Annotated in this window: 18 protein-coding genes; 10 read left to right on the top strand and 8 right to left on the bottom strand. The window is 54.6% G+C overall.

Annotated elements, in window-relative coordinates:
- Positions 1 to 417 precede the first annotated feature (417 nt).
- The 5 genes from mnmE to rpmH form a co-directional block, all read right to left on the bottom strand.
- The gene (gene mnmE, locus ACW55A_RS17795; RefSeq protein WP_498811464.1) at positions 418 to 1,788 is read right to left on the bottom strand and encodes a tRNA uridine-5-carboxymethylaminomethyl(34) synthesis GTPase MnmE; all 1,371 of its coding nucleotides are present in this window, start codon (positions 1,786 to 1,788) and stop codon (positions 418 to 420) included.
- Positions 1,789 to 1,866: 78 nt separating this feature from the next.
- Positions 1,867 to 3,558: a membrane protein insertase YidC gene (gene yidC, locus ACW55A_RS17790; RefSeq protein WP_003367838.1), complete on the bottom strand. Its 1,692-nt coding sequence runs from the start codon at positions 3,556 to 3,558 to the stop codon at positions 1,867 to 1,869.
- A 2-nt stretch (positions 3,559 to 3,560) separates the two neighbouring features.
- Positions 3,561 to 3,749: a membrane protein insertion efficiency factor YidD gene (gene yidD / locus ACW55A_RS17785; RefSeq protein WP_498811512.1), complete on the bottom strand. Its 189-nt coding sequence runs from the start codon at positions 3,747 to 3,749 to the stop codon at positions 3,561 to 3,563.
- A 49-nt stretch (positions 3,750 to 3,798) separates the two neighbouring features.
- A complete protein-coding gene (gene rnpA / locus ACW55A_RS17780) occupies positions 3,799 to 4,200 on the bottom strand; it encodes a ribonuclease P protein component (protein ID WP_002551314.1) in 402 nt (133 codons plus the stop codon).
- Positions 4,201 to 4,216: 16 nt separating this feature from the next.
- Positions 4,217 to 4,351 (bottom strand): 50S ribosomal protein L34, encoded by a 135-nt coding sequence (gene rpmH, locus ACW55A_RS17775; protein ID WP_002551315.1) that lies wholly within the window; start codon positions 4,349 to 4,351, stop codon positions 4,217 to 4,219.
- Between the two features lie 584 nt (positions 4,352 to 4,935).
- Between rpmH and dnaA the strand changes: the two genes are divergently transcribed.
- The 7 genes from dnaA to ACW55A_RS17740 all read left to right on the top strand — a co-directional run bounded on the left by dnaA (position 4,936) and on the right by ACW55A_RS17740 (position 18,629).
- Positions 4,936 to 6,471, top strand: coding sequence for a chromosomal replication initiator protein DnaA (dnaA, locus tag ACW55A_RS17770; protein WP_054082286.1), 1,536 nt, complete (start codon positions 4,936 to 4,938; stop codon positions 6,469 to 6,471).
- Between the two features lie 38 nt (positions 6,472 to 6,509).
- Positions 6,510 to 7,613 carry a DNA polymerase III subunit beta gene (dnaN, locus tag ACW55A_RS17765; RefSeq protein WP_003367826.1) on the top strand — a complete coding sequence of 368 codons (1,104 nt, stop codon included), beginning with the start codon at positions 6,510 to 6,512 and terminating at the stop codon, positions 7,611 to 7,613.
- 22 nt (positions 7,614 to 7,635) lie between these two features.
- Positions 7,636 to 8,739, top strand: coding sequence for a DNA replication/repair protein RecF (gene recF / locus ACW55A_RS17760; RefSeq protein WP_044310549.1), 1,104 nt, complete (start codon positions 7,636 to 7,638; stop codon positions 8,737 to 8,739).
- Between the two features lie 4 nt (positions 8,740 to 8,743).
- Entirely contained in the window at positions 8,744 to 11,161 is a 2,418-nt protein-coding gene (gene gyrB, locus ACW55A_RS17755) for a DNA topoisomerase (ATP-hydrolyzing) subunit B (RefSeq protein ID WP_003432737.1), read from the top strand.
- A gap of 640 nt (positions 11,162 to 11,801) precedes the next feature.
- A complete protein-coding gene (locus tag ACW55A_RS17750) occupies positions 11,802 to 14,099 on the top strand; it encodes a type I restriction-modification system subunit M (RefSeq protein WP_498811463.1) in 2,298 nt (765 codons plus the stop codon).
- Positions 14,096 to 15,259 carry a restriction endonuclease subunit S gene (locus ACW55A_RS17745; protein ID WP_498811462.1) on the top strand — a complete coding sequence of 388 codons (1,164 nt, stop codon included), beginning with the start codon at positions 14,096 to 14,098 and terminating at the stop codon, positions 15,257 to 15,259. Before ACW55A_RS17750 ends, ACW55A_RS17745 begins: the two co-directional genes overlap by 4 nt.
- A gap of 25 nt (positions 15,260 to 15,284) precedes the next feature.
- On the top strand, positions 15,285 to 18,629 hold the full coding sequence (locus tag ACW55A_RS17740; protein ID WP_498811461.1) for a type I restriction endonuclease subunit R: 3,345 nt from the start codon (positions 15,285 to 15,287) through the stop codon (positions 18,627 to 18,629).
- A 396-nt stretch (positions 18,630 to 19,025) separates the two neighbouring features.
- Here ACW55A_RS17740 and ACW55A_RS17735 read toward each other — a convergent pair whose 3' ends face one another.
- Entirely contained in the window at positions 19,026 to 19,169 is a 144-nt protein-coding gene (locus ACW55A_RS17735) for a hypothetical protein (protein ID WP_476262600.1), read from the bottom strand.
- A 681-nt stretch (positions 19,170 to 19,850) separates the two neighbouring features.
- Here ACW55A_RS17735 and ACW55A_RS17730 point away from each other — a divergent pair.
- Both ACW55A_RS17730 and ACW55A_RS17725 read left to right on the top strand, forming a co-directional pair.
- Positions 19,851 to 21,008 carry a helix-turn-helix domain-containing protein gene (locus ACW55A_RS17730; protein WP_204946386.1) on the top strand — a complete coding sequence of 386 codons (1,158 nt, stop codon included), beginning with the start codon at positions 19,851 to 19,853 and terminating at the stop codon, positions 21,006 to 21,008.
- Positions 21,005 to 21,604, top strand: a complete 600-nt coding sequence (locus ACW55A_RS17725; protein WP_154846317.1) for a hypothetical protein — start codon at positions 21,005 to 21,007, stop codon at positions 21,602 to 21,604. Before ACW55A_RS17730 ends, ACW55A_RS17725 begins: the two co-directional genes overlap by 4 nt.
- Positions 21,605 to 21,690: 86 nt before the next feature.
- Here ACW55A_RS17725 and ACW55A_RS17720 read toward each other — a convergent pair whose 3' ends face one another.
- On the bottom strand, positions 21,691 to 22,239 hold the full coding sequence (locus ACW55A_RS17720; protein WP_498811460.1) for a DUF8426 domain-containing protein: 549 nt from the start codon (positions 22,237 to 22,239) through the stop codon (positions 21,691 to 21,693).
- A gap of 770 nt (positions 22,240 to 23,009) precedes the next feature.
- On the opposite strand from ACW55A_RS17720, the gene ACW55A_RS17715 reads away from it, so the two are divergent.
- Complete coding sequence (locus ACW55A_RS17715) at positions 23,010 to 23,639, top strand: HAD family hydrolase (RefSeq protein ID WP_498811459.1); 630 nt, start codon at positions 23,010 to 23,012, stop codon at positions 23,637 to 23,639.
- A 53-nt stretch (positions 23,640 to 23,692) separates the two neighbouring features.
- Here the strand turns inward: ACW55A_RS17715 and ACW55A_RS17710 are convergent, their stop codons facing one another.
- Positions 23,693 to 24,739, bottom strand: a complete 1,047-nt coding sequence (locus tag ACW55A_RS17710; RefSeq protein ID WP_498811458.1) for a hypothetical protein — start codon at positions 24,737 to 24,739, stop codon at positions 23,693 to 23,695.
- Positions 24,740 to 24,781: the final 42 nt, after the last annotated feature.

The following is a 24,781-nucleotide window of genomic DNA, read 5'->3' as shown; positions in this document are numbered from 1 at the left end:
TTATATTTATTCTTACTGAGCTACCTTTCTGTGGATAGATCTCTACGAGCCTTTATTTTCAATGTGTACAGAGATTCAAAAGTCTGTGTTCATGTGGGGATGAGGGGTTTGGATAACCGTCCTGAGCCTGTTGATAAGATAGCCACTTGTCCACAGGGGCATTTATCTTCAGGTTTGCACCCTGCTTACCCACCGAGCTAAAGGGCAGTTATTCACAGGGCTTAATCCACAAAAAACCGGCTCTTCATCAAAAATCAGGCACAGAAAATCCTTCCCTCAGGCATTTCTGTTGGTCAGATTCAGGTGTCGAAGCAAAGTTAAAGGAGGAAAAAGCCGAGTATGTGGATAACACTCCAGCTGAAAGAGGCGTCTCGTGGTACTTGAAGGCATGACCCAGGCCGGGCCATGCCTGAAGGTTTACTTGCCGATGCAGAAGCTGGAGAAGATTCTGCCAAGCAGGTCGTCGGAACTGAATGCGCCGGTGATCTCGCCAAGCGCTTGCTGTGCCTGACGCAGGTCTTCGGCCAGCAGCTCTCCGGCCCCCGCCAGGGTGAGTTGAGCTCTGCCGTGTTCCAGAGAGTCACTGGCATGGCGCAGCGCTTCAAGGTGGCGTCGACGCGCGCTGAAGCTGCTTTCCGAGGTTTGTTCATAGCCCATGCAGGCCTTGAGATGCTCGCGCAGCAGTTCAAGCCCTTCGCCACCAGACCTGGCGCTCAGGCTGATGGTGACGTGGCCATCTACGCTGGTTTGCAGATCGACGGGGTCTCCACTCAGATCTGCCTTGTTGCGGATCAGCGTGACTTTCGACGGGTCCGGGCGCTGCTCGAGGAATTCCGGCCACAGTGCGAACGGGTCTGCTGCCTCCGGAGCGGTCGCATCCACCACCAGCAGAATCCGGTCAGCTTCGCCGATGGCCTTGAGTGCGCGCTGCACGCCGATCATTTCCACCTGGTCTTGAGTATCCCGCAGCCCTGCAGTGTCGACGACGTGCAAGGGCATTCCGTCTATGTGGATATGTTCACGCAGTACATCGCGGGTTGTGCCGGCGATCTCGGTGACAATTGCCGCCTCCCTGCCCGCCAAAGCATTCAGCAGACTGGATTTGCCCGCATTGGGACGTCCGGCAATCACTACGGTCATGCCGTCGCGTAACAGGGCACCCTGCCCGGCTTCACGCAACACTGTGGATAACTCGGCACGTACGTCATCGAGCATGTTCAGAACGTGGCCATCGGCAAGGAAGTCGATTTCCTCTTCGGGGAAGTCGATTGCAGCTTCCACATAGATGCGCAGGCTGATCAATTTCTCGGTCAAGTTATCCACACGCCGCGAAAAAGCACCCTGCAAAGAGCGCAGTGCATTGCGCGCTGCCTGTGCAGAACTCGCCTCGATCAGGTCGGCAATGGCTTCTGCCTGGGCAAGATCCAGCTTGTCATTGAGAAAGGCGCGCTCACTGAACTCGCCCGGACGAGCCAGTCTGCTGCCCAGTTGCAGGCAGCGCTGCAGTAGCATGTCCAGAACGATGGGACCGCCGTGGCCCTGAAGTTCCAGCACGTCCTCGCCGGTGAACGAGTTGGGTCCCGGAAAATACAGCGCGATCCCTTCATCGATTACCTGTCCGGCATCATCGACAAAAGGTCCGTAATGGGCAAATCGTGGTTTGAGGGTCCGACCGATAATGGCTTCGGCGGCCCTGCCCGCCAGAGGACCTGACACCCTGACAATACCAACACCGCCCCGCCCCTGGGCTGTGGCGATGGCGGCAATGGTTTCACGAGGAACGTTCATGCTCCGGCTCCCGGACAAATGACGGATAGCAAAACGCCCCACGAGGGGGCGTCTTGTAGAACTTATTCACAGGTTAGATCAGACAGCTGCTTTCTTGGTAGCCGCTTCGATCTTGCGAGTGATGTAAGCCTGCTGAGCGATCGACAGGGTGTTGTTCACAACCCAGTACAGAACCAGACCGGCAGGGAACCACAGGAAGAAGAACGTGAAAATGATCGGCATCATTTTCATGACCTTGGCCTGCATCGGGTCCGGCGGAGTCGGGTTCAAACGCTGCTGGATGAACATGGTCGCGCCCATGATGATCGGCAGGATGAAGAACGGGTCCTTGATCGACAGGTCGGTTATCCACAGGATCCACGGTGCCTGACGCATTTCCACGCTTTCCAGGAGTACCCAGTACAGCGAAAGGAAAACCGGCATTTGTACAAGAATCGGCAAGCATCCACCCAGCGGGTTGATCTTCTCTTTCTTGTACAGCTCCATCATTGCCTGGGACATCTTCTGACGATCATCGCCATGCTGCTCTTTCAGCAATGCAAGCTTCGGAGCCACGGCGCGCATGCGTGCCATCGACTTGTAGCTGGCTGCGGAAAGCGGGAAGAAAAGGCCTTTGATCAGCATGGTCAGGACAATGATCGACCAGCCCCAGTTGCCGAGGATGGCGTGGATATGTTGCAGCAGCCAAAAGATAGGCTGGGCAATGAACCACAGGAAACCATAATCGACTGTCAGCTCCAGACCTGGGGATAACTCTTTGAGTACCGCCTGGCTTTTCGGACCTGCATACAGGGTAGCGCTGGTTTCACCTTGTGCACCGGGTGCAACCGAGAGAGTCGGGCTGGTGAAGCCGATGATGTAGTTGCCCTGGCTATCTTTGCGGGTCTGAACAGCGTTGGTGGCATTGTGATCGGGAATCCACGCAGTCACGAAGTAGTGCTGCAGCCATGCAACCCAACCGCCCTGGACAGTTTCCTTGACCTGGCCCTTGTCGATATCTTTCATCGACACTTTCTTGTACGGCTCGGCCGCAGTCCACAGGGCAGCGCCCAGGTAGGTAGCGGTGCCAGTAGCAGTCGTCGAAGAAGGATCGGAGCTGGCATCGCGCTTCAATTGCGCGAACAGATTACCGGACCAGGGTTGTGCGCTCTGGTTATCCACAACGTAAGTCATGACCAGATCGTACAGACCGCGCTTGAAGGTGAAGCGCTTGATGTAATTGACGCCGTTTTCCGAGAATTTCAGATCCACGACCATCGTGTCCTGGCCATCAGCCAGTTGATAAGTCTTTTGTGTGGAGGTGTAAACCGGACGACCGGCAGCGCGTGCATCCGGACCATTGGTCCCGGTCAGGCCGCTTTGTGCCAGAAAAGTACGCTCGCCGCCGTTGTCGAACAACTGGAACGGAACGTCAGGACGATCCTGACGACGCGGGTACAGAGGCAAACGAAGCTGAACGACGTCGCCACCCACCGGATCGATCGCCAGATCGAGCACATCGGTCTTGACGTGGATAAGGTCTTTGCTGGCTACGGCCGGAGTTTCAAGAGGTGCTGCAGCCGTATTGGCAGTAGCGCTTGCGCTTGGAACATCGGCACTTGCAGAACCATTAGTACCAGCGGCCGTGTCCGGAATACCCGGTGCGGTGCTGCTGGCTGCAACATTCTGGGTCGGCATGGCAGCCTGGCCATAGTCTTGGTTCCATTTCAGAACCCCGACGTAGGTCACGATTGCCAGGGCGACGATCAGGATCGTGCGTTTAATATCCATGATTACTCGGCCATCGAAGAAGAACGGGAGGTGGGGATAGCTGGAACCGGGTCATAACCACCGGGATTCCATGGGTGACAGCGACCAAGACGACGAATTGACAGCCAGCCACCGCGCAAAAGGCCATGATTTTCGATGGCTTCATACGCGTAGCAGGAGCAACTGGGGTAGAAACGACAGTGACTGGCCATCAGCGGGCTAATGGCATAGCGATAGAACTGGATCGGAACGAGTGCCAGTTTACGCATCTGGACTGTCTACCCCTGCAGGTTCGGATTTTTCTTCCGGAATGGGTCGGCTACGCGCCAGACGTTTCCAGAGCTTGCCGAAATGCTGAATCAGTTCAGGGTTTTCTACGTCACCCAAGCCTTTGCGCGCGACGATAACGATATCCCAACCGACCAAACTGTCTTGGTGTTGGCGAAATGATTCGCGCATCAGGCGTTTCAAACGATTGCGCTCGACGGAGAGCTTCACGCTCTTTTTACCTATCACAAGCCCCAGGCGGGGATGATCGAGGTCGTTGTTGCGCGCAAGGAGCAGGAGATTTTTCCCCGGAACCTTGCCGGTAGGGGAGTCAAAGACTGCCTTGAAATGCCGGGGAGTGAGCAAACGCTTTTCCCGACTGAAGTCTCGACTCACCTCCTGTGCCGATTTATCAAACTGCCAGACGCTTACGGCCTTTGGCACGACGACGCGAAAGAACTGCGCGGCCGTTTTTGGTGGCCATGCGTGCACGGAAACCGTGGGTGCGGGCGCGCTTGATAGTGCTGGGTTGGAAAGTACGTTTCATGGCGTGTTACCTGGTTCGTCCACTACGGGCCGGAATGGCCCCCGTTTTAAGAGACCGGGGATTCTAGAGAAAGCAGGCTCGCAGGTCAATTTCCAACCAGCTTTTCTTCATAGGCATCTTTTTATAGCTGGGCGCCCTCTTCCTTTCGTTCACCGCTACGCTAATCCGCTCCGGTTATAGAAATAAAAAGAAGAGAGTATTTAAAGCTTCTTTATAAAGCTTATAACTCTTACGCAGCGCCTTTCTGTGGATAACATCTTACAGCCCTTGTTATTCAATGTGTACAGAGGTCAGAAAGGTTGTCGAGAAGCGGTGTCCTGCCTGTGCCGGACCTTCGGAAAAGCTGTGCATGGAACGCCTTTTTATCCACAGGCGAGTTATGCACAGAGCTTACGCCTGACTTATGCAATGGGCTGAAGATGGGTTATCCACAGAGCTTGTGTGTTGACCGTTTGTCGTCTGCTTCATGCATAAATCGTTGATTTATAGCCCTCTGTGAGCAACCTACATGTGGATAAGTCGCCTCTGGGTCGTTACAATGGCGGCTGTTTTTGCCTCACCGGCTTTCAACTCAGGGGATATCCGTGTCAGTGGAACTTTGGCAGCAGTGCGTGGAGCTTTTGCGCGATGAGCTGCCTGCCCAGCAATTCAACACTTGGATCCGTCCGCTACAGGTCGAAGCCGAAGGCGACGAGTTGCGTGTGTACGCACCAAATCGTTTTGTTCTCGATTGGGTCAACGAAAAATACCTCGGTCGTTTGCTTGAGCTTCTCGGCGAACATGGTCAAGGGATGGCCCCTGCTCTTTCCTTATTAATAGGAAGCAAGCGCAGCTCCGCACCCCGTGCCGCTCCGAATGCGCCATTGGCCGCCGCAGCGTCCCAGGCACTGTCTGCCAATTCGGTCAGCAGCGTCTCGGCACCGGCTCCTGCCACGGCTGCTCCGGTTGCTGCCGTGGCGACGCCGGCACCTGTTCAGAACGTTGCAGCACACGACGAGCCGTCGCGTGACAGCTTTGATCCGATGGCAGGTGCCAGCTCGCAACAGGCGCCCGCTCGCGCAGAACAGCGTACCGTTCAGGTAGAAGGCGCGCTCAAGCACACCAGTTACCTGAACCGCACGTTCACGTTCGAGAATTTCGTCGAGGGTAAGTCCAACCAGCTGGCACGCGCGGCGGCCTGGCAGGTTGCCGACAACCCCAAGCATGGCTACAACCCGCTGTTCCTTTATGGCGGTGTCGGTCTCGGTAAAACTCACTTGATGCACGCAGTAGGTAACCACCTGCTGAAGAAGAATCCGAATGCCAAGGTCGTGTACCTGCATTCGGAGCGCTTCGTCGCAGATATGGTCAAGGCCTTGCAGCTCAATGCAATCAACGAGTTCAAGCGTTTTTACCGTTCAGTCGATGCACTGCTGATCGATGACATCCAGTTTTTCGCCCGCAAGGAACGCTCGCAGGAAGAGTTTTTCCACACGTTCAACGCGCTGCTGGAAGGCGGACAGCAGGTCATTCTGACCAGCGACCGCTATCCCAAGGAAATCGAAGGCCTTGAAGAACGACTCAAGTCGCGTTTCGGCTGGGGCCTGACGGTTGCCGTCGAGCCTCCGGAGCTGGAAACCCGCGTCGCGATCCTCATGAAAAAAGCAGATCAGGCCAAGGTCGATCTGCCTCATGACGCAGCGTTCTTCATTGCCCAGCGCATTCGCTCCAACGTCAGAGAGCTGGAAGGTGCGCTCAAGCGCGTCATCGCTCACTCGCACTTCATGGGCCGCGACATCACCATCGAGCTGATTCGCGAGTCGCTGAAGGACTTGCTGGCGTTGCAGGACAAGCTGGTCAGTGTGGATAACATTCAGCGCACCGTCGCCGAGTACTACAAGATCAAGATCTCCGATCTGCTGTCCAAGCGTCGTTCCCGTTCTGTCGCCCGGCCTCGCCAGGTCGCGATGGCGCTCTCCAAGGAACTCACCAACCACAGTCTTCCGGAAATCGGTGACGTGTTTGGTGGCCGTGACCACACGACCGTCTTGCACGCGTGCCGAAAGATCAACGAGCTCAAGGAATCCGATGCGGATATCCGCGAGGACTACAAGAACCTGCTGCGCACTCTGACTACGTGATAACGCCAGTGCAGCTCATCAAGGCAAGGGACTAGACCATGCATTTCACCATTCAACGCGAAGCCCTGTTGAAACCCCTGCAATTGGTCGCCGGCGTCGTCGAACGCCGCCAGACCTTGCCGGTTCTTTCCAATGTGCTCCTGGTCGTAGAAGGTCAGCAACTGTCGCTGACCGGTACGGATCTGGAAGTCGAACTGGTTGGCCGCGTCCAGCTGGAAGAGCCCGCCGAACCTGGAGAGATCACGGTTCCTGCGCGCAAGCTCATGGACATTTGCAAAAGCCTGTCCAACGACGCGCTGATCGATATCAAGCTCGACGACTCGAAGCTGATCGTCAAGGCGGGGCGTAGCCGGTTCACCTTGTCTACCTTGCCCGCAAATGACTTCCCGACCGTCGAAGAAGGCCCGGGTTCGCTGACGTTCAACCTGGTGCAGAGCAAACTGCGCCGCTTGATCGAGCGCACCAGCTTTGCAATGGCCCAACAGGACGTTCGTTACTACCTCAATGGTATGTTGCTGGAAGTGAGTGCGGGCATCTTGCGCGCCGTGGCTACCGACGGCCATCGTCTGGCGATGTGCTCGATGTCTGCCGATATCGAACATGCTGATCGTCATCAGGTGATCGTTCCACGTAAAGGTATTCTCGAAATGGCGCGCCTGCTGACCGAGCAGGACGGTATGGTCAGCATCGTTCTGGGTCAGCATCACATCCGTGCGACCACTGGCGAATTCACCTTCACCTCCAAACTGGTGGATGGCAAGTTCCCTGACTACGAGCGCGTGCTGCCTAAAGGTGGTGACAAGCTGGTGCTCGGTGATCGTCAGGCACTGCGTGAGGCGTTCAGCCGGACGGCGATTCTGTCCAACGAGAAGTACCGTGGCATCCGTCTGCAACTGGCCAGCGGTCAATTGAAGATTCAGGCCAACAACCCCGAGCAGGAAGAAGCGGAAGAAGAAATCAGCGTCGAGTACAACGGTGACTCGCTGGAGATCGGTTTCAACGTGAGCTACCTGCTTGACGTGCTGGGCGTCATGACGACCGAACAGGTGCGTTTGATTCTGTCCGACTCCAACAGCAGCGCCTTGGTGCAAGAGTCCGATAACGACGATTCCGCTTACGTCGTCATGCCGATGCGTCTGTAACTTCATGTCCAGCGCAACCTAGATGTCTCTTAGTCGCGTCTCGGTCACCGGGGTGCGCAATCTGCACCCGGTGACCCTCTCCCCCTCCCCGCGTATCAATATCCTCTACGGCGCTAACGGCAGTGGCAAAACCAGCGTGCTGGAAGCTATCCATCTGCTGGGTATTGCCCGCTCGTTTCGCAGCAGTCGCTTGCTGCCCGTCATCCAGTACGAACAGCCTTCATGTACGGTCTTCGGCCAGGTCGATCTTGCACAAGGTGGACACAGCAATCTGGGTGTTTCACGCGATCGCCAAGGTGAGTTCCAGATTCGTATCGACGGGCAGAACGCCAGAAGCGCCGCCCAGCTTGCGGAAATTCTGCCGCTGCAGCTCATCAACCCTGACAGCTTTAGACTGCTAGAAGGCGCGCCGAAGATACGCAGGCAATTTTTGGATTGGGGAGTGTTCCACGTGGAACCTCGCTTTATGGCCACGTGGCAGCGCCTGCAGAAGGCCCTCAAGCAGCGAAACTCGTGGCTTCGGCATGGTACACTTGACGCCGCTTCACAGGCGGCATGGGACCGTGAGCTGTGCTCGGCGAGTGACGAGATCGACGAGTTCCGCAGGGCGTATATCAAGGCATTGAAGCCAGTCTTTGAACAGACTTTGAGCGAACTTGTCGAGCTTGAAGGTTTGACCCTGAGCTACTACCGGGGATGGGACAAGGAAAAAGAGCTAAGTGCAGTGCTCGCCTCTTCCCTCCACCGCGACCAGCAAATGGGCCACACCCAGGCCGGGCCACAGCGAGCTGACCTGCGCCTTAGATTAGGCGCGCATAATGCGGCAGATATTCTGTCTCGCGGTCAGCAAAAGCTGGTGGTCTGTGCACTGCGTATTGCTCAGGGACATCTGGTCAGCCAGGTCCGTCGAGGCCAGTGCATTTACCTGGTAGATGATTTGCCCTCCGAACTGGATGACAACCATCGACGCGCACTTTGCCGCTTGCTGGAAGAATTACGCTGCCAGGTGTTTATCACCTGTGTAGATCAAGAATTTTTGAGGGAAGGCTGGCAGACGGAAACGCCAGTCGCTTTGTTCCACGTGGAACAAGGCCGTATCACCCAGACCCACGACCATCGGGAGTGATTGCATGAGCGAAAACCAAACGTACGACTCGTCCAGCATTAAGGTGCTGAAAGGACTTGATGCCGTACGCAAGCGTCCCGGAATGTACATCGGTGATACAGACGATGGCAGCGGTCTGCACCACATGGTGTTCGAGGTGGTTGATAACTCGATCGACGAAGCATTGGCAGGCCATTGCGACGACATCAGCATCATCATCCATCCAGACGAATCTATCACCGTGCGCGATAACGGCCGCGGTATTCCGGTAGACGTGCATAAAGAAGAAGGCGTGTCGGCAGCCGAGGTCATCATGACCGTGCTCCACGCTGGCGGTAAGTTCGATGACAACTCCTACAAGGTATCCGGTGGTTTGCACGGTGTAGGTGTATCTGTTGTTAACGCCCTTTCAGAAATTCTGTTGCTGACGGTTCGTCGCAGCGGCAAGATCTGGGAGCAGACTTACGTGCATGGTGTTCCACAGGAGCCGATGAAAATCGTCGGTGAAAGTGACACCACGGGCACCCAGATCCACTTCAAGCCTTCCGCTGAAACGTTCAAGAATATCCACTTCAGTTGGGACATCCTGGCCAAGCGGATTCGCGAACTGTCCTTCCTTAACTCCGGTGTCGGCATTGTCCTCAAGGACGAACGTAGCGGTAAGGAAGAGCTGTTCAAATATGAAGGTGGTCTGCGTGCATTCGTTGAATACCTGAACACCAACAAGACGCCGGTCAATCAGGTGTTCCACTTCAATATTCAACGCGACGACGGCATTGGTGTCGAGATTGCGCTGCAGTGGAACGACAGCTTCAACGAGAACCTGCTGTGTTTCACCAACAACATTCCGCAGCGTGATGGCGGTACTCACCTGGTGGGTTTCCGTTCTGCGCTGACGCGTAACCTGAACAACTACATCGAGCAGGAAGGTCTGGCCAAGAAGCACAAGGTCGCGACTACTGGCGACGATGCGCGTGAAGGTCTGACTGCGATCATTTCGGTCAAGGTGCCTGATCCGAAGTTCAGCTCGCAGACCAAGGACAAGCTGGTTTCGTCTGAAGTCAAAACGGCTGTCGAACAGGAAATGGGCAAGTACTTCTCCGACTTTCTGTTGGAAAACCCGAACGAAGCCAAAGCAGTTGTCGGCAAGATGATCGACGCAGCCCGTGCCCGGGAAGCTGCGCGCAAGGCGCGTGAGATGACTCGTCGTAAAGGCGCGCTGGATATCGCTGGCCTGCCAGGCAAACTGGCGGACTGCCAGGAAAAAGACCCTGCCCTCTCCGAACTGTACCTGGTGGAAGGGGACTCTGCTGGCGGATCAGCCAAGCAGGGGCGTAATCGTAGAACCCAGGCCATCCTGCCGCTCAAGGGCAAGATCCTGAACGTTGAAAAAGCGCGTTTCGACAAGATGATCTCTTCGCAGGAAGTGGGCACCTTGATCACTGCGCTGGGCTGCGGTATTGGCCGTGAAGAGTACAACATCGACAAGTTGCGTTATCACAACATCATCATCATGACCGATGCTGACGTCGACGGCTCGCACATCCGTACCCTGCTGCTGACCTTCTTCTTCCGTCAGTTGCCCGAGCTGATCGAGCGTGGCTACATCTACATCGCTCAGCCGCCACTGTACAAGGTCAAGAAAGGCAAGCAGGAGCAGTACATCAAGGACGACGAGGCCATGGAAGAATACATGACCCAATCGGCCCTTGAAGACGCCAGCCTTCACCTTAGCGAATCGGCTCCGGGTATCTCCGGTACCGCGCTGGAGAAGCTGGTCAATGACTTCCGCATGGTCATGAAGACGCTCAAGCGCCTGTCGCGTCTGTACCCACAGGAACTGACCGAGCACTTCGTCTACCTGCCTCCGATCACGCTCGAGCAGCTGTCTGATCACGAGGGCATGCAGGCCTGGCTGGCACTGTTCGACGCGCGTCTGCGTACCGGTGAGAAGTCAGGTCTGGTCTACAAGGCCAGCCTGCGTGAAGACCGTGAACGTAACGTCTGGCTGCCAGAGGTCGAACTGATCTCCCACGGCCTGTCGAACTACGTCACCTTCAACCGCGACTTCTTCGGCAGCAACGACTACAAGACCGTTACCGCTCTGGGCGCGCAGATCAGCACGCTTCTGGAAGAAGGTGCCTACGTGCAACGTGGCGAGCGCAAGAAGCCCGTCACCGAGTTCAAGGAAGCCCTTGCCTGGCTGATGGCCGAAAGCACCAAGCGCCACACCATCCAGCGCTACAAAGGTCTGGGTGAGATGAACCCGGACCAACTGTGGGAAACCACCATGGACCCGAGTGTGCGTCGCATGCTGAAGGTCACTATCGAAGACGCCATCGGCGCTGACCAGATCTTCAACACCCTCATGGGTGATGCGGTCGAGCCACGTCGTGACTTCATCGAGAGTAATGCGCTGGCAGTGTCCAACCTGGACTTCTGATGAGCTGTCGACGGGCAAGTTAATTGTCATGTTCGTGCAGGTTATTGTCATGACAAAAAGCGTCACTACCCCGGCTTAGCGCCGGGGTTTTTCTTTCTGACTGAGAGATTTAGGGATGGCTGGGCGGCATCTGTGGACTGCATTTTGTAGCGAAGCTACAAGGGATGATCGGAAAATCTCGCTTTGACGAAGGCAAAAAATTGGGCGACCTAAGGTGTAGCTGATACGAGGCAATTTACGGCAATCAAAACAGCATCGCCCATCAGCCCCTTAAATCACCGCTGATGGGCGGCCCAGTGAGACACGCTTGCGGATTCATTAAAACAAATCGCATGCTGAGCCAGCCAGCCAGCCAGCCAGCCAGCCAGCCAGCCAGCCAGCCTGTAGGTGGGCAAAGTTAATCGCCACTTCGGCCAGAGTTAACCGTCACCAACGTTAAAACAAAACCCTCGCCAGATGCAGATCTGTCGGGGGTTTTGCATATTCAGCGATGGTATTTGTTATGAAAGTTAGGTTATGAGTTGGCCGTGCAAAAGCATATTGCTGTGTCGTTACCTTGTTACAATCAGCGCATCACACTCCGCCCCTCAAAGGGTGCGAGTGACTCTTTGAATCACAGGCGAGGGCCTGTGCATTCATCATGGCGAATTCGAAACAAGGCACGTCATTGAATATGGATTATCAGGAACTCAAGCAGCTCGAATCCGACCTCTGGGAGGCAGCTGATCAGCTACGGGCAAACTCCAAGCTCACCGCCAGCGAATACTCAATGCCTGTGTTGGGGCTGATTTTTCTAAGGCATGCCACGACTCGTTTTTATGCTTTGCTCGAAGACATAGAAAGCTGCATTCCTGCTCGGGCTACCGGCAAGCTACGTGAAGACCGCATTAAATTGGGTTTTCAGGGTAAAGCTGCGATCTACCTACCGGAAATCGCCCGCTACGAGTACCTGGCTAGTTTGCCCGCCAGTGAAAACATTGCGGCAGCCATCCATGAAGCTATGCAGGCGATTGAAGACAGCGTCACCGACTTGGACGGCAACAAGCTCCTGGCAGGCGCCCTGCCTAAAAACTATCAAGGGTTAGAACGCGACCTACTGCCTGACCTGATCAAGATTTTTAACCGCCCAGCCCTACAAAATGCAAGTGGCGATGTGTTCGGGCGGATCTACGAATACTTCCTTAATCAGTTCGCCCAGAGCGGTGCTCAGGAAGGTGGCGAGTTCTTCACTCCACCGAGTTTGGTGCGAATGATCGTAAACGTGATCGAGCCTGACCACGGTACGGTGTTCGATCCGGCGTGTGGTTCAGCGGGTATGTTCGTGCAAACTGGCCACTTCATGGAGGAAGTGCGGCACAAGCTTACTCACGATGCGGACATCACTTTTTACGGTCAAGAGAAGGCCGAGGTCAACAGCAAGCTGGCTCGTTTGAACCTCGCTGTACATGGCTTGGAAGGCAAGATCCTGCTGGGGAATACTTTCTATGAAGACCAGCATCAGTTGGTTGGCCAGTGCGATTTTGTCATGGCTAACCCTCCGTTTAACGTCGATGGTGTACAGATTGCCAAGATCAAAAGTCAGGTTGGGAGTCTCGAAGACAAACCACCCAAGCGCCTGCCTTTTGGTTTGCCTGGCACCGCTGGCAAGAGTAGAGGCAAGGACTCCACTGAAACCATTTCGAATGGCAACAGCCTGTGGATTCAGTATTTTTACAGCTACCTGAATGCTACTGGCCGGGCCGGATTCGTTATGGCAGCCAGTGCCTCTGATGCTGGCAATAAAGACAGAGATATCCGCCAGCAACTGGTGGATACCGGCCATGTGGATGTGATGATGTCCATTGGCCCCAAGTTCTTCTATACCCGCAGCCTCCCCTGCACTTTGTGGTTTTACGACAAGAGTAAGCCGAAGGAACGCTTGGACAGCGTGTTGATGATTGATGCACGCAATGTCTACACCATGGTCTCGGCGCGCTCCCATGTGTTCACTGAAGAACAGCTGAGTAACCTGTCGGCAATTACTTGGCTGTACCGTGGTCAAACCGAACGATTTGTTGAGTTACTGGGCTACTACCAACAGCAACTGGCTGAGCATCTGCAACAGTTGCCTGAGCGAATTAGTGCTGACAATCAGCAGATCAGCTTGTTGGAGAAGGCCCTGAGCGATTTTGCCGACGCTACTCTGCAAGCGACGGCAGTTGCCATCGCCCGAACCAAACTGGGTGAGGGGCATGAGCTTACGGATGAGCTGTTGGCCAGCTTTCGCGATGAGTTGAAACAAGTTCAGACGCAAAGCCAAGTATGGCAACAACTCATAGACAGCGCGCTGGCGGGCGCTACGCTCTTACAGGACGAGTTGTCTGCGTCTGGCAACTTAGCTGCCCGAAAAACTTTGCAGAGTAAAGCGGAAGCAGGCAACGCCACTCTCAAGGCGGGCCTTGCCGCGCTTGAGACTCGTCACAAGGCTTGGCTGAAGCTGCTGGATATGGCGGAGAAGCAACTGCGCAGCCGTCAATGGGCGTCTGCCGCGTATACCTTTGATCACGACAACTGCCGTGAGGCGAAAAAAGCGCTACAACACCGCGATGTGAAGAAACGCGAAAAACCCACAGTGCGTGATTTGGCGGTTGAGGCTTGCAAGCGTGCAGGTTACTTCATCGCTCAGGGACATTGGCTGCTGAGTCGATTCCCGGACGGCGTTTATGTAGACGTGCCAGGTTTGTGCGCTGCGGTCAGCCGCGCAACCATCGCTGCCAGCGATTACTCGCTGACGCCGGGGCGCTACGTGGGTGTGGCGCTTGGCGTTGAAGATGACGACGAAGGCGAAGCCTTCCGCGCGCGGATGAAGGAAATCCACGTCGAACTGGCGGAGCTGAATGACAAGGCTGCGGAACTATCCGTGCGAATCAGCTGCAACTTAGAGGAGTTGCTGGGATGAGTTGGCAGGTGCGTAAGCTAGGCGAGTTCATCACCGTTAAGCACGGGTGGGCCTTCAAGGGCGAATATTTTTCTGGCTCCGGAAAATACATCTTGCTTACACCTGGCAATGCATATGAGCACGGAGGGCTGAAGCTGCGCCCCGGTAAGGAAAAGTTTTATCTTGGGGAGTTTCCGCCAGAATATTTGATGAAAACCGGTGACATGCTTGTGATCATGACCGACCTCATTCAGGCCGCGCCGATTCTCGGCGGTGCCCTCGTAGTACCGGAGGATGATCGCTTCTTACATAACCAGCGGCTTGGCTTGGTTGAATACTTGCGGGACTCACCGATTGATAAGGGGTTTCTATATTACCTGCTGAACTCACCGGCTTATCGTGAACAAATCAAAGGCTCGGCTACGGGGGCAACAGTTCGTCATTCCGCACCTAAACGAATATGTGAATGCAGTGTATTGGTGCCTGACACTTTGGCGGAGCAGCAGCAAGTCGCTCAGGTTTTATCAGCCTACGATGACCTGATCAGCACAAACCAGTGCCGCATTGCCTTTCTCGAAGAGTCTGCTCGTTTGCTGTATCGAGAGTGGTTCATCAATCTACGTTTCCCAGGCTTTGAGCTAGTGAAATTCGTTGATGGAATTCCGGAGGGTTGGAGTCGAGAGCGTCTTGACTCGGCCTTGCTGTTACAACGTGGGTTCGATTTACCGAATGGTGTAAGAAAGCCAGGTAGTATCCCGATTTATGCATCGGCTGGTATCAACGGTTATCACAGCGATGCAAAGGTTAAGGGCCCCGGTGTTGTGACGGGACGAAGCGGAACACTAGGCCTGGTTCACTATGTACCCGGTGACTTTTGGCCTCTAAATACTGCCTTGTGGGTCAAAGAATTTCGTCGTGTCACGCCCATCTTTGCCTATTTCTTGTTGTCGGAGATGAATTTGGCACAGTACAACTCTGGTGCATCGGTGCCCTCATTAGACCGGAAGGTTGTGCATCCCGTTGAGATACTAATTCCACCGGGAAGAGTCATTGGGCAGTTTGATGAATATGTTGGGCCGCTATTTGAACAGGTAGAGCATTTGCGCGAGGCTAATCTGCAAGCCGCAGATGCTCGTGATGCGTTGTTACCTCAATTAATGTCAGGAGCGATCCGGGTCTAAAGCACCTGAGCAGGGAGAGTGCAGTATGGCCAAGGCCAGTTATTCGGAAGACAAGAATGTCCAGGAACCCGCCGCTAAATTGCTGGCTGAGGAGTTGGGGTGGCGTTCGATTTATGCCATGGACGAAGTCCATGGTCTGCCATCTGATCCAGTCTCCACACTGGGACGTATGGATCGCAGTGAGGTGGTGCTGGTTCGCGAACTGGACAAGGCATTGGCCCGGCTCAATCCCAAGGTGCCGTCGGTTAAACTGGCACAGGCGCGTGAACTGCTGCTGGACGCCGACCCAACCAAGACCCTGCTGCAACATAACGAAGAAAAGTGGCGGCTGATGCGTGACGGAATCAGCCTCAAGGCACCCAGCGGACGTCCCGAAGAGGACGTTCACGTCAAAGTCGTCGAGTTCGCCGAAGGTAAGCAGGACGACAATGACTTTCTGATGGTGCGCGAGCTTTGGGTGAAAAGCGGCCCCTATACCAAACGCTGTGATTTGGTCGGTTTCGTCAATGGCTTGCCCTTGGTGTTTATCGAGTTGAAGCGCCACGACAAAGGATTAAGAGCAGCGTTCGACGAGAACTACATCGACTATCGCGGTCGCCCCGACGACAGCCATTCCGGCACCATTCCCCTGCTATTCCACTACAACGCCCTCGTGATTGTTTCCAATGGCCTGGATGCGCGCTATGGCGGTATTACTAGCAGCTGGGATCACTTTTACCGTTGGAAGCGTTTGGCAGAGGACGATGCCGACCCGGCCCCGAAACCGGACACGGCGCCACTCAAGCCTATCTTGCCGATTCTGCTGCGTGGGATGTGTGCAAAGAATCGTCTGCTGGATATCGTCGAGAACTACACGCTGTTTGACCATAGCGAAGAGCATACCGCTAAGGTGATTGCACGCAACCACCAGTACCTAGGGGTGAATCGTGCCGTCGACAATCTGCGCGAAGGCGGCCCGGCGGTTCTGGCCGGTAAGCTCGGCGTGTTCTGGCATACCCAGGGCAGCGGCAAGAGCTACTCGATGGTGTTTTTCTGCCAGAAGATTCATCGCAAGATGTCCTCCAGCTACACCTTCGTGCTGCTCACCGACCGCAAGGAACTGGATAACCAGATCTTCAGTACCTTTGTGGGCTGCGGCATTTCCACTAACAGCCGCGACAAAGCGGCTGGGGTTGAAGGTCTTGAGCGTCTGCTGAAAGACGAAAACCGCCGCTACGTCTTTAGCTTGATTCATAAGTTTCGGAATCGTGTGACTGAGCCTTGGTCGCAACGCGATGACATCATTGTGGTCTCGGATGAAGCTCATCGTACCCAGTACGGACGTTTGGCAACGCAAATGCGTATGGCCTTGTCGCGGGCCAAATTCATTGGTTTTACAGGTACACCGCTGATCGATGGGCAGGAGAAAAGTGAAACCGAGCGGGTCTTCGGTAGCTATGTCTCTGTTTATGACTTCCAGCGTGCCGTCGCCGATGGTGCAACCCTACCCCTCTATTACGAAAGCCGGGGTGAAAAGCTCCGTATTGTCGACGAGGCGCTGAACCGGCGAATTGAAGAGCGCATTGATCAAGCCCGCGCTGATGGTGATTTGACGGAAGAGCAAGAAGAGAAGCTTTACCGCGAGCTGGCTCGTGATTACCCGGTGTTCACCTCTGATACCCATTTGAATGATGTCGCGACTGATTTTGTCGAGCACTTCCACAAGCGCTGGCGACTGATGGAAGTCCCACCAAGAGCTGGTCAACCGATCAAATTTGGTGGCAATGCCAAGGCGCTGCTGGTCTGCATCGACAAGGTCACTTGCGTGAAGATGGCCATCCGCATCAAGAGCAAATGGGCCGAGAAGATCCAGGCGCTGGAGATCAAGTTGCAAGAAGATCAGACGCTGTTCATTGCCAAAGGAAAGCCCTTTTCCGAGGGGCTACGTCGCGATGCTTCGCTGATCGTATGGATGAAGGCGACACAAATTCACCCGGTGTTCAGTTCAGACCAGAACGAAATCCAAGATTTCAGCCGGGAAGGAATCGAGGTTCAACCTTACAGGGAAGTCATCAACGGAGGCATTGATAGCCGCGATGTTGAGGAATGTTTCAAGGACGGTAAGCATCCGTTCCGAGTCGCCATAGTCTGTGCGATGTGGTTGACCGGGTTTGACGTGAAGTCGCTGGCGACCCTGTATCTCGATAAACCCATGAAGGGTCATACCCTGATGCAGGCCATCGCTCGGGTTAACCGTGTTGCCGCACACAAGAGAAACGGCCTAATCATTGATTACAACGGAATGCTTAAAAGCCTGCGCAAGGCGCTAGCTGTCTATGGCCAAGGCGAACAGGGCAACGCTCAAGAAGATGGCAATGACCCCTTGCTTGATGAAGAGCAAGCCCTCGTTGAATACGCCGCAGCTATTTTTAAAGTCCGGGCTCACCTCACCAGTGCAGGCTTTGAGTTAGACGATCTGGTTCAGGCTGGGGAAGGTGAAGATCGCTGGCAAGCACTGCTGGATGCGCAGAATGCCCTTTCTATTTCGGCTGAAATCAAGAAGACCTTCCAGGTACTTGCCGAGGATGTCGCCGACCGTTATCGCGGGCTGTTTCCGCGGGACGAGCTGCGCCAATACGAACCTCAAGAAAGCGCTATCGCAGCTATCTACAACATGCTGCAAAAGCCTAAGGGTAAAGTTGATGTCAGCTCAATTATGCAGGAACTACGTGGACTGGTGGACAACGCCCTTGAGGTAGCGCACATCAACACTACCCCCGACACCCCGAACAAGCCTTACAGCTTATCTGGTATCAACTTTGAGCGACTGCGGGCCGAGTTCTCCAAGTCGACTCAGCAGCAGACGGTAACCCTGAGTTTGCAGGAGCGAATTCAGGCACGTATCGAGATGATGCTGAGAAACAACCCGACACGCGTTGATCTGTATATGCGTTATATGGAGATCATTGAGGAATACAACCGCGACAAGGACAAAGCCGAAATTCAGAAAGTTTTTGATCAGTTGCTCCAGTTCCACGACTCACTAGATCAGGAGGAGCAACGTTACATCCGAGAAGGTTTCTCTACCGAGAAAGAGCTCGCCATATACGATCTTCTCTGCAAGGACAAATCAGCGTTGACTAAGGGTGATATTGATATAGGGAAGCTCAAGAAAGTAGCCATGGATCTACTGGCAACCGCTGGCGTTCGTCGGGCTGAGCTGGGCAATCTGCGTGATAAAGCATCGACTCAGGCACAGCTCAAGACCTCTATCATTGACCAGATGCTGAATGGAATGCCGAAGGGCTTTTCCAACGAGGATATCGAGGCTCGAGCAGAAATGGTTTTTCGGTTCTTACAGCAAGGGTCAGTGGGGCAGGTACTGCACTGAAGTTTTAACTACGAGGGCTCTTCGAGAGCTCTCGTAGATCGTTAGTTTTAGACTTGAATGATTTTCTCGGGCGTAATTTTAGCGGCCACCATAGTGTATGTATCTATGGCGACCTCTGGAGCCTTGATCGAGATAATCAGGGCGTAACGGTATGTCGTAACACTCATGGGGCACTCTTGTTTTCTACCATCCCAATGATGGATACGGCGAAATAACCACGGCTCGCTAGCTCGGCAGCGGTATCTTTCCAAGTGTCATGATGTAGAGAGCCACGATGGCGTTTTTGCTTACCCAAAGTCCATGCCGCGTCATCTCTGTTGGATGTACCGCTCACGTCATCAAGTGCTGCGGTATTAATCCTAGCTTTAAAACGAGCAATGTCTTCGGCTGGACGCTTTACATCGAAGCGGAGTCCAGCCATTTGGCGCCGAGGCGCAGTTCTAGACGCCAGGCCTCACCGTCGCGCAGCACGCGAAACTCCCGCGCCGCCCCGGTCTCTACCAACGCGGCCAAGGTCTCCTGCGCGATGGCTTTGCGCATACTCCGCCCCTCCGCTATCCCGACATGCCATGCCCCACCCTTCTGGCATAGCGCAACCACGGATACTGGCGACCAGGATGGCCCTTCGTTTTCCTAATACTGTGGATAACTGGGGGGGGGGCCGATTCACCATACTCGCCAATTACGCGCAGTGTTGTCCGCATTGAGATCAGGAGTCATCTTGGCGTTCCTTGCGAAAGGCTGCGGCCATGGCCTACATCCCAAAATCGTCTTCAAGAGGAGCGTCTCTAATTTCGAACGGTAGGCTCCTCGAAGCGATTGCTCCAAGAATCGCATCCGAGATATTGAAGCGAGCCGCCAAGAGATCTGTGGCTCAATTTTGCGTTATGCCGTCATCGAAACAATCGAACATAGGAGAGAGCACAGCCCTATAGGTCTTTAGCCTGTGTCGTCCGTCACATTATCCAGACTGACCTTGTGGGTAAAGGCAAACAGCCATTAGGACGTTAAATTCTTGGCTAACCGGGGGTCGCTAGTTACCGGATTGGCATTTCTATATGATCGACCGGCACAAAGCCAGACTAGGAGTCTGGCCATTACGTCCAGCGGGTACCGCAGGTTTCGCCCCTCTGTGGCCAGGCGCAGGACGGTGAGAGACGCGTCGGCGCCTCAAGCACATGATAGTTTCGACTATGCTGCGCGAGAAGAACTTGATCAAACTTGATTTTGACCGAGCGAGGCACTACATTGGCTGTTATGCAAAATACCCTACACATCGAGTCGCTTCGGGCGGCCCTCGTTCAGCGTGGCTGGACACAAAAAGACCTGGCCGATCAGTTGGGGGTCTCGGCGCAGTCCGTTACCAACTGGTTCAAAGGTAAGGATTTTCCTCGCCCTGACAAGTTGCTCAAGCTGGCCACAACGCTGCAGCTGTCATTTTCGCAGTTGGTGGCGCCACCTGAGGATCAGCCTGTGGTGGCGTTCCGCAAGAAGGCGGGAACCAAAACCACCGACGAACACATTCTGAAAGCGATGGGCATTGGCGGTTTGCTTAAACCCTTGGTCGATTTTTTACCGAAGTTGCCGACCTTACGCACCAAGATTTCATCGCCTTCCATCAGCTACGCGCGTTTGCAAAGCGATGCGTCCCAGGTACGCAGTAAATTGGGATTGGGTGAGCGCAGCGTGCTGGGTTATGAAGCGCTGATCGCCGAGTTCAAGGCGTGCGGGGCGGTTCTGGTGCCCGTTCTTTGGGGACAAAAGCAGCAACACAAGAATGCGTTGCACATTTTATTGCCGGCGTCAGATGTCACCTTTGTCTTCGTCAACCTGGATACCAAGCTGGAAGACTTCAAGTTTTGGATGGCCCACGAGTTAGCGCATGTCTACACTCCTGAGCTTGCGGGTAGTGACGAGGGGGAGGATTTTGCGGATGCCTTTGCCGGTGCCCTGCTGTTTCCTGAGGCTTGCGTGCAGCTAGCGTATGCCGAGGCGGCGCAAGCGCCTAGCGCAGCTGGGGAGGTGAGTGTCCTTCAGCAGCATGCCCGGCATCACCAAATTTCACTGAACACCGTGTTCCAGCAGGCACAGGGATATGCGGCGGAAAACAATCTGCCATCCTTGCGGGTACCGGAAAGGACAATTCACGCGGTGCGCAACAACTCCACGCCGCAGTTGGTCAGTACGATCCTGTTTGATCCGACTCCACCCAAACCGGCGCAATACATTGCCGCAGCGTCGAATGTGTTTCAGTCGGAGTTCTTCCTGGCGCTGAAACGCATGATTCGCGAGCACGGGACGGGCCCGTCGTATGTTCAGCAAATCATGGATGTATCACTCAGTGATGCCTCCGCGCTTTACGGCGAGCTCGCGCGTTGAGCGCGGCGTCCACGCTCGTATTGCTGGATACCAACGCGTATCTGCGGCTTGCGAAGCGTGTACGCCCAATGCTGGGGGTTGGGTTTGGGCAGAAAAACTATGTCCTGACCATTCTGAAAGATGTTGAAGAGGAAGTGCATCGCAGCGGTGCTCTGAAATTCAAGTTCCCTTGGTTCGACGGTGAGGATCTTGCCGCTGAGCGGGTTGCGAAGCAGGTGCGACTCAGCGCCGACGAGAAAGGTCAGTTAGCAGCTGCGCAAAGTGTGCTGCGTGGCTGGGTCTTAACGAATCCGACGGTTTATACCACGGCTGGTCGCTCTCCCCCTTCCTCTACGGACTGTCGGGTACTTGCGTTTGGCCAAATTCGAGACGCCATTGTGGTCACGGACGACCTCGGTATGCACAAGCTGGCTCAAGATTTCGGAATTTCTGTCTGGCATGGCCACGAACTGCTAAAGAAAATGCTCACGGCCAAGTTGATCACAAATGAGCAGGTCAAAAGTATCTTCGAAGCGCTGGAGCTCAACGGCGACTTGACTGAAACCTGGCGCCAGGCGAAACACATAGCCTTTCTGAAGCTATTCGGTAAGGGCTAAATGGATGACCGCAAACGCACTGGCCATCCAGGTCGACCAGTGGCCACGTGGCCACAATGTAACAGTAATTTGTCCCCGCACCGAATTTAAAACTCGCCTTTAAGTATGCCTTGGAGCGTTGATGCCGAAATGTCGGGTTGGACAACGGTGAGTTGCCCGATACGGTGAAGCTTTGCGTAACGAGGATCTTTGTCCGAAACGACGTACAGCCATTTAACCTTTCTTAAATGAACAAAATCGACACGCGTATTTGTGTTGGGCAATGATTTTGATCCGTGAAAATTAGATAAATACTCACCCTCTACTTTTCCAGCTAATAAATACCCCGACGTAGAAGACGGGCACATTACCCAGTCACCGCTTTGCATTTTGAATGCAAAATTCCATGGCATGTTGGCTGTGGTCTTAAAAACTCTTTCGATGTCATTGGGATAGGCGATTCTAAATTTCTCAACGAAATCTGGGTAATTATCTTTGTAAAGCCGCATATCCCCCACTGCCGGCCACCCAATAGCAATGTAACCAACGGAACCTGGATCCGGTGGGAAAGGGCCGGCTTTTGAGTTAAATGCCTCCAGCTGATCCCCGGCATCCCCGACAAAAACGCCCCATACTTTTGGTTCTTCCGCAGACATCTTGCCTCCTCCTTTTGGGTGTGAGGAACAGTATCTGAGTCATCGAGATACGTACAGGATATTTTTAAGATATTCTTAAGATGTCAGAAATGACTTTTTGGCGTGTCAGCCGGCTCTTCTTGGCATAGCCATTCATCATTTCGTCAGGAAGGTCGTACCAACCCTTCCAGCATAGGCCAAGCCAAGTCTGGCGTCGGTCGCCATTGACGGTTCGGCGGCCGACCGCGCGCTGTCAGCGTGGGGAGTCGACCATACTCGCTAATCACGCGCAGCTAAACTCATAGGAAGTTAGGAATGACCCTGACGTCCCTGACCTTTGCCAAGGCCAAGGCCAAGACCAAGGTCAGGGTAGCTTCCGCGCGCTCAATTGCTTCCTCGGTTTCTTTGGTTCACGCTGGGCGTTGGCCTGGCGTGGGCTGAACGGCTCGATCATTGAGAAGCTTCGCTCATATGCAGGGGTGGGTTTCGCCGAATCGGCAGGTGTGCTTCGCCCATCTCTCGCTTGAGCAAGCAGACTGTACACGCCGAGGGTGACCGGTGAACCCTGCGGGAGCAGGGTCGACAACTGAAAGTGGCCGTTGCTTAGGCTTGAATATGCGTAAGGGTGTGCTTGGAAAGAACCTGATGTTGGATGTTGTGTCACGACACGTCGTAGTTAGAGGGACAGGTGCTGTCCCTGACGGTCTCCTGTCAGGTAGTCTTTTTATCGGTAGCAGCGACCGCCTCGATAATGAAGGGTGAGGTTCAATGGTCTGGAGGGAGTACGCGGTATGAGCCATGTCCAAGCTGTGATCTTCGATGCGTTCGGTACCATCATGCGGATCGAGAACGCGCGCCATCCATTTCGCCAGCTTCTCAAGCTAGGCATCGCGCAAGGTCGGCGTCCGAAGCCGGATGATGCATCGATGCTCATGCGCCATCCTTGGAATCTTGCACAAGCTGCCGATCACTTCGGCATTGAGGTACCGTCGGCTGAGCTTGCACGTATCCAATCCGAGCTTGACGCGGAACTGGCCGGTATCCAACCCATCACAGGCGCGCTGTCATGCATTGAGGCATTGCAGGCGCGAGGTCTGAAAGTGGCGGTCTGTTCAAATTTGGCCAGGCCCTATGGCGCGGCTGTTAAGCGCATCTTTCCTGGCTTGGAGAGCTACGGCTTCAGCTATGAGATAGGGACGCTCAAGCCAGATCGGCGCATCTACGAGGCAGTGCTGACTGAGTTGGCTGTAGACGCCTGCAAGGTGTGGATGATCGGGGATTCCCAGCGTTGTGATCGAGACGGGCCAATAGCCCTTGGAATCAAAGGGCATTATCTAAACCGGACTGGAGCAGGATCGCCATCTGACTTTCGCGATTTGATGGCTTTCAAGCACTCAGTGTGTGAAAGCCGATCGCCCTGACCTCCCAGTTACATCTAAAGTGTGCAGCACCGGCAACGCTTAGCCGATGCAGGTCAGAGACCTAGGTCAATAGCAGCTAACCGGTCAATTTGATGCGACGTCGCATCGCCTTGCCCGGCAATTGCCAGTAAGCGCTCTCGAAGTACTTCCGAGTACGGGCGATGCTTCGTCGGTGCAGATATCGGCTGGATGTTCCGTAAAGGTATTGTGATGCAGGCTTTGCTGCCATCCATAGCTTCCCCAGTGGCGATCAGATCATTTGGCCGAAGCGCACCTTCGCCCTTTGTCATGCTGCCTATCAGGTTGGAGAAGTATTCCTCAAAAAGCACCTCAAGCTTCCCTGATTCGGTCAGATAGGCCAAGAGTAACCATGGATCGTCACTAGTAGGCGAGCCACCCCACCAGATGCTTAGCTCTGCGAGGTGCTGAAGCACGGCACTGTCTTTTTCAAAGACATACCAGATCGCTGGGGCTGTGTGCCTGCGAGCTATTGCATGCTCATACAGCTCCCTAGCAACGCCGGCAGGATCCCGCCAGCCGCTCCCCTGTTTGCAAAGGACGAGGGCGCTCGGTTGACCGTTTTCTGTGTTGATGAGATATCCAGGACAGGAGCCGAGGCATGGTTTGAGTCTGAACGCTGTACCCCGATACGAATCGAAATGCACCAAATCTGACGATGCTATCCAGACATCCATTCGCGCCATAAAACCAAGCTGAGACGGCCCGACTAGGTTGCTTTCTGTGGAGCTTTTGTTTTCGCCAAGCTTGACCCGACGAATAGCATCTTCTAGCTCAGGCAGCTTAGTCCTGTTGGCCAGGACACTTTCTAATCGAGACTGCGCGCCCGAGGGATCGGCTCCCCATAACTTAGATAACAGCTCTAATGAGGCGTAACCGCACTGAATTTGTTCTGGCTTTACCCCCGGTAGCACCTCATGGATGAAGCGGCCTGCAGACCTTATTCGTGCAAGTGTTTTTGGCTTCACACCCAGATGATCTGCCAACTCTGGTGTGCCTACGGGCTTATCTCCCGAGAGGTTCTCGAAGGCGATTGCTTCCAAATAGGTGCCGTACCAGGTGGTGTCCACTTTTCTACCCATGCCAGGCTCCTTTTGTTTGGACGGAAAACTATTGACAGGTTG

It is taken from the genome of Plantibacter cousiniae (nom. nud.) (genome assembly GCF_977070315.1).
Note: the sequence above shows the minus strand (reverse complement) of the source record. Positions and strands in the feature narration are given on the sequence as shown.

Bases quoted from the DNA above. Each gene is read 5' to 3' on its own strand.
- ACW55A_RS17735 (WP_476262600.1), bottom strand. From the start codon at position 19,169: ATGCGCAAAGCCATCGCGCAGGAGACCTTGGCCGCGTTGGTAGAGACC.
- ACW55A_RS17740 (WP_498811461.1), top strand. From the start codon at position 15,285: ATGGCCAAGGCCAGTTATTCGGAAGACAAGAATGTCCAGGAACCCGCC.
- ACW55A_RS17750 (WP_498811463.1), top strand. From the start codon at position 11,802: ATGGCGAATTCGAAACAAGGCACGTCATTGAATATGGATTATCAGGAA.
- gyrB (WP_003432737.1), top strand. From the start codon at position 8,744: ATGAGCGAAAACCAAACGTACGACTCGTCCAGCATTAAGGTGCTGAAA.
- mnmE (WP_498811464.1), bottom strand. From the start codon at position 1,788: ATGAACGTTCCTCGTGAAACCATTGCCGCCATCGCCACAGCCCAGGGG.
- dnaN (WP_003367826.1), top strand. From the start codon at position 6,510: ATGCATTTCACCATTCAACGCGAAGCCCTGTTGAAACCCCTGCAATTG.
- ACW55A_RS17745 (WP_498811462.1), top strand. From the start codon at position 14,096: ATGAGTTGGCAGGTGCGTAAGCTAGGCGAGTTCATCACCGTTAAGCAC.
- ACW55A_RS17710 (WP_498811458.1), bottom strand. From the start codon at position 24,739: ATGGGTAGAAAAGTGGACACCACCTGGTACGGCACCTATTTGGAAGCA.
- yidC (WP_003367838.1), bottom strand. From the start codon at position 3,558: ATGGATATTAAACGCACGATCCTGATCGTCGCCCTGGCAATCGTGACC.
- ACW55A_RS17715 (WP_498811459.1), top strand. From the start codon at position 23,010: ATGAGCCATGTCCAAGCTGTGATCTTCGATGCGTTCGGTACCATCATG.
- ACW55A_RS17720 (WP_498811460.1), bottom strand. From the start codon at position 22,239: ATGTCTGCGGAAGAACCAAAAGTATGGGGCGTTTTTGTCGGGGATGCC.
- recF (WP_044310549.1), top strand. From the start codon at position 7,636: ATGTCTCTTAGTCGCGTCTCGGTCACCGGGGTGCGCAATCTGCACCCG.
- rpmH (WP_002551315.1), bottom strand. From the start codon at position 4,351: ATGAAACGTACTTTCCAACCCAGCACTATCAAGCGCGCCCGCACCCAC.
- yidD (WP_498811512.1), bottom strand. From the start codon at position 3,749: ATGGCCAGTCACTGTCGTTTCTACCCCAGTTGCTCCTGCTACGCGTAT.